The sequence below is a fragment of the Mycobacterium lehmannii genome (genome assembly GCF_001499925.1).
Lineage (GTDB): Bacteria > Actinomycetota > Actinomycetes > Mycobacteriales > Mycobacteriaceae > Mycobacterium > Mycobacterium lehmannii.
Genome location: NZ_LQIR01000048.1, coordinates 1 through 4,254 on the forward strand (window position 1 = coordinate 1; position 4,254 = coordinate 4,254).

7 protein-coding genes are annotated in these 4,254 nt (G+C 70.3%); 2 read left to right on the plus strand and 5 right to left on the minus strand.

What is annotated here, in order from left to right:
* Positions 1-184: 184 nt before the first annotated feature.
* Entirely contained in the window at positions 185-952 is a 768-nt protein-coding gene (locus tag AU192_RS20640; RefSeq protein ID WP_064399391.1) for a CPBP family intramembrane glutamic endopeptidase, read from the minus strand.
* A gap of 19 nt (positions 953-971) precedes the next feature.
* A complete protein-coding gene (locus AU192_RS20645) occupies positions 972-1,769 on the minus strand; it encodes a DUF2470 domain-containing protein (RefSeq protein WP_064399392.1) in 798 nt (265 codons plus the stop codon).
* 110 nt (positions 1,770-1,879) lie between these two features.
* Between AU192_RS20645 and pheA the strand changes: the two genes are divergently transcribed.
* Both pheA and AU192_RS20655 read left to right on the plus strand, forming a co-directional pair.
* The gene (pheA, locus tag AU192_RS20650) at positions 1,880-2,806 is read left to right on the plus strand and encodes a prephenate dehydratase (RefSeq protein WP_064399393.1); all 927 of its coding nucleotides are present in this window, start codon (positions 1,880-1,882) and stop codon (positions 2,804-2,806) included.
* Complete coding sequence (locus tag AU192_RS20655) at positions 2,803-3,489, plus strand: histidine phosphatase family protein (RefSeq protein ID WP_064399394.1); 687 nt, start codon at positions 2,803-2,805, stop codon at positions 3,487-3,489. The genes pheA and AU192_RS20655 overlap by 4 nt, the downstream gene beginning before the upstream one ends.
* On the opposite strand, the gene AU192_RS25240 is transcribed toward AU192_RS20655, so the two are convergent.
* The 3 genes from AU192_RS25240 to AU192_RS25245 all read right to left on the minus strand — a co-directional run.
* The gene (locus AU192_RS25240; RefSeq protein WP_082693907.1) at positions 3,469-3,660 is read right to left on the minus strand and encodes a hypothetical protein; all 192 of its coding nucleotides are present in this window, start codon (positions 3,658-3,660) and stop codon (positions 3,469-3,471) included. The two genes, AU192_RS20655 and AU192_RS25240, sit on opposite strands and share 21 nt — an antisense overlap.
* Positions 3,661-3,719: 59 nt before the next feature.
* The gene (locus AU192_RS20665; protein WP_064399396.1) at positions 3,720-4,070 is read right to left on the minus strand and encodes a metallopeptidase family protein; all 351 of its coding nucleotides are present in this window, start codon (positions 4,068-4,070) and stop codon (positions 3,720-3,722) included.
* 4 nt (positions 4,071-4,074) lie between these two features.
* On the minus strand, positions 4,075-4,254 hold a 180-nt coding region (locus AU192_RS25245; protein ID WP_207544966.1), incomplete at its 5' end, for a hypothetical protein.

The following is a 4,254-nucleotide window of genomic DNA, read 5'->3' on the forward strand; positions in this document are numbered from 1 at the left end:
GGTGCGCCACGACGAAGGGATGGCCCCCGGGGGGCATCGGTGGGCTCGGTGGAGGCGGCCGGTAGTTGGGATCGCGGCGGATCACCTGTGACGGCTCCGGGCGCGGCCGCGGCGGGGGCTCGAACCCGCGGGGCGGTTGCCGGTTGTCGGTCACGTAAAGAATCTACGTCGCCGGCCCGCATGTTCATCGCAACCAGCCGAGGTGGCCGGCGAGCAGGGCATAGCCGACGAATGCCACGGCGTCGATCAACGCATGCGCGACGATCAGCGGCCACAGCCGGCCGGTCCGCAGGTAGACGTAGCCGAACGCCAGGCCCATCGCCAGGTTCCCCAGCCCTGCGCCGAAGCCCTGGTAGAGGTGGTAGAGCCCGCGCAGGACGCTGGTGACGACAACGGCGGCCGCCGGGCTCACACGTAGCTGACGCAGCCTGGTGATCAGGTAGCCGACGACGATCACCTCTTCGGCCCAGCCATTCGCCAGCGCCGTCAGCAGCAGCACCGGTATCCGCCACCAGGTGTCGTACAGTTCGGCCGGCTCGACGTCGGCGTTCATGCCGAGGAGCCGGGCGACCTGATACAGCGCGAGGCCGGGCAGCCCGATGAGAGCGGCAAGACCGAGTCCGCCGAGCAGGTCGGCGCGCCACCGGGGCCGCCCCAGCCCGATCGATTTAAGGGCGATCCCGCTGCGCCACAACAGGTATACGGCCAGCGCACCCCATGCCGACAGCTGGAACACCCAGACGAGGTTGAGCCCGAGGTCGATGAGGTCGAATGGGGAGCGGCGCGGATTGAGCGCGACGACCTGACCGGAGAGGCCGAGGAGCACCGACTCGATCAGGTTCAGAAGCGCGCTGTAGGCCGAAAGGCCGAACGTCACCGCGAGTACGACGACGATCTCGATGCGCAGGGCCCGGCGCGCAGGGTCGGTGAGCTCGTCGGGGGCGCCGGTCACCGGAGCTACGGTAGCGCCGTCACAACTTCCGTGCGCGCAGCCCGTTGAGGAACGGGCAGCCCATCAGTACCCGGATCGCCTGGCTCAACCCGGTGACGTCGTCGACCGGGCGGGTGAACGGCAGCCGCACATCGTGGTCGCCGTCGTCGGTCTCCACCCGCAGCTGGACGCCGTAGCGGTCCAGCCCCAGGGGCCGGACCCGCCCGCGGCGCATCGACATCGGAAGCCGGCTGGCCAGCCGCTCGACGACGTCGCGGTGGGCCGACTCCATGTGCTGCAGCCAGCACGACTCCATCGCGCAGAACGGGTCCGGCCGCGCGGCCAGCAGCGTGCTCACGCTGACCGATTCGGCGCCGGTGGAATCGGCGACGACGACGGAGTCGATCTCCAGCCGCAGAAGCGTGTGGCCCTTGTCGCCGTCAGCGGGTGCCGAGTTCACCTGAAGTAGCGCGGGATTGGGGTCTTCCGAGGCGATCAGGTCGAGCAGGGCCGACACCTCACCGGCGGGCACGTCGTGCAGGCGCCCCTGAATCCACACCAGCGAGCGCACCGGCTCGCGTAGCGGCAGCGGCGCGTAATCCGTCATCTCCAGCACCGCCTGCACCCCGCCGGCACCCGCGCTGACGGCCTTGGCCGCCGCCGCGCTGGCCGCGGGAACGGTGATCGCGAACGAGCCGTCGTCGAGCAGGTGGTGGACCGGTGTCTCGGTGGGAGCCCCGTTCTCGCCGCCCTCGACCGCGAGCATCGCGCCGCCCGCTTTGGCGCACGCGCTGCGGATCCGCTCGGCCGTCGTCGGTGCCGTGACCGTTGTCGCCATGCAGCCTCCTTTGAGATAAGGTGAGCCTAACTTAACTAAGTGACGGCGGATGCCGCAAGGCTTTCGTGCAGCGGAACGGCATTACCCGGGTGACCCGATAGTGTTGTGCCGTGTCGCGCATCGCTTATCTCGGCCCCGAGGGGACCTTCACCGAGGCGGCGCTGCGCAAAATGTCGGGTGATGGGATGCTGCCCGGCGGCCCGGGCGCTGACGCGGTGACGCCCGTCCCGTGCGACAGCACCACCGGCGCGCTCGCCGCCGTGCGCGACGGTGACGCCGACTACGCCTGTGTCCCGATCGAGAACTCGATCGAGGGTTCGGTGCTACCCACCCTCGACGGCCTGGCCGGCGGCACACCTCTGCAGATCTTCGCCGAGCTCACGCTCGATGTCTCGTTCACGATCGCGGTGCGCGACGGTATCGCGGCCGACGGCGTGAAGACCGTCGCCGCCTTCCCCGTCGCGGCCGCACAGGTGCGGCACTGGCTGGCCGAGCATCTACCGTCGGCACAGGTGGTGCCCGCCAACTCCAACGCCGCGGCGGCCGCCGACGTCGCCGAGGGGCGTGCCGACGCGGGGGTGAGCACCGCGCTGGCCACCAAGCGCTACGGGCTGGAGGCGCTGGCGTCCGACATCGTCGACGAGCCCAACGCGCGCACCCGGTTCGTGCTCGTCGGAGCGCCCGCCCCGCCGCCAGGGCGCACGGGCGCCGACCGTACGTCGGTGGTGCTGCGACTCGACAACGTACCCGGCGCGCTGGTATCGGCGCTGACCGAGCTGGCCGTCCGCGACATCGATCTGACCCGGATCGAATCACGGCCCACCCGAACGGGGTTGGGCACCTACATCTTCTTCCTCGACTGTGTCGGACACATCGACGACGATGCGGTGGCCGAGGCACTCAAGGCGCTGCACCGTCGTTGTTCGGATATGCGATTCCTCGGATCCTGGCCGACCGGAGCGGCCGCAGGCGCGGCCCCTCCCGGCCTTGACGAAGCCTCCAGCTGGCTGGCGCGACTCAGGGAGGGACTGAGGTGAGCGGGCGTCTCGTGCTGGTGCGTCACGGGCAGTCGCTGGCCAACGTCCACCGTCGCCTCGACACCCGCCCGCCCGGCGCCGAACTCACCGACCTCGGCCGCGACCAGGCCCGCTCCTTCGCCAGGGGCATGCCTGGCGCGCCCGCGATCCTGGCGCATTCGGTGGCCCACCGGGCCCGTCAGACCGCCGAGGAGATCGCCGGTTCGCTGCGGTTGCCGCCTGTGGAGCTCGACGGCGTCCACGAGGTCCAGGTCGGCGATCTGGAGGACCGCAACGACGACGAGGCGATCGCGACGTTCGAATCGATCTACCAGAAGTGGCACGACGGCGATCTCGACGTGGCGATGCCCAACGGCGAGACCGGACACGACGTGCTGGACCGCTACGTGCCAACCATCACCCAGCTGCGGATGCGCCATCTCGACGACGACGCCTGGCACGGCGACATCGTGGTGGTCAGCCACGGCGCGGCGATCCGTCTGGTGTCCTCGGTGCTGGCCGGTGTCGAGCGCAGTTTCGCTCTCGACCACCACTTGGGGAACACGGAGGCCGTCGTGCTGGCACCGATCACCGACGGCAGGTGGAGTTGTCTGCAGTGGGGGCCACTGACGCCGCCGTTCTACCCCGAGCCGGACGTGCGGCCGGTCGAAGACGCTCTGCGGTCAGCCGACCCGATGGGCTGACACCGAGACGGTGCACGCGCAGCTGATCGCCTCACAGTCGATCACGAACGCGTGCGCCACTTCCGGGGTGACGCAATCCGGTTCGGTGCATTCCGCTCGGCACGCGACGTGGTGGATGACGGTGCCATGGCAGTGCTCGAGGCCCGCTACGCATTCTCGGCACTCGGTCATGGCCCCTTGATAGCACTCGCGGGCGACAAAGCGCAGTTGCCGCGCGGTGTGTTTGCCCGCTATCCCCAGCCGAGTTCGTGAAGGCGGTCGTCGTCGATGCCGAAGTGGTGCGCGACCTCGTGGATCACGGTGATCGCCACCTCGTCGACGACGTTCTGTTCGCTGTCGCAGTGCTCCAGCAGCGCTTCGCGGTAGATCGTGATGGTGTCGGGCAGCGAACCGGCGTACCACGAATCGCGTTCGGTCAGTGCGACGCCCTGATACAGCCCCAGCAGGTCGGGCTCCTCGTCGTTGCGGCCCTCGACAAGGACGACGACATTGTCCAGCGCGTCGGCGAGCTTCGGCGGTATCAGATCGAGCGCCTCGGAAACCAGTTCTTCGAACCGTTCCGGGCTCATCTGTACGGCCACGCGGTTACGGCCCCGGCGGCGCGGGTGCCGGTGCCGGTGGGGGCGGCGCAGGCGCGGGCGGCGGCGGAAGCGGCGCGGGTGCCGGCGGCGGGGGTGGCAGCGGCGCACCGGGCGGCGGGGGCAGCGGGGCACCCGGCGGCGGAGGTGGAGCGCCGGGAGCCGGCGGGGGCGCGCCGCCCAGGTT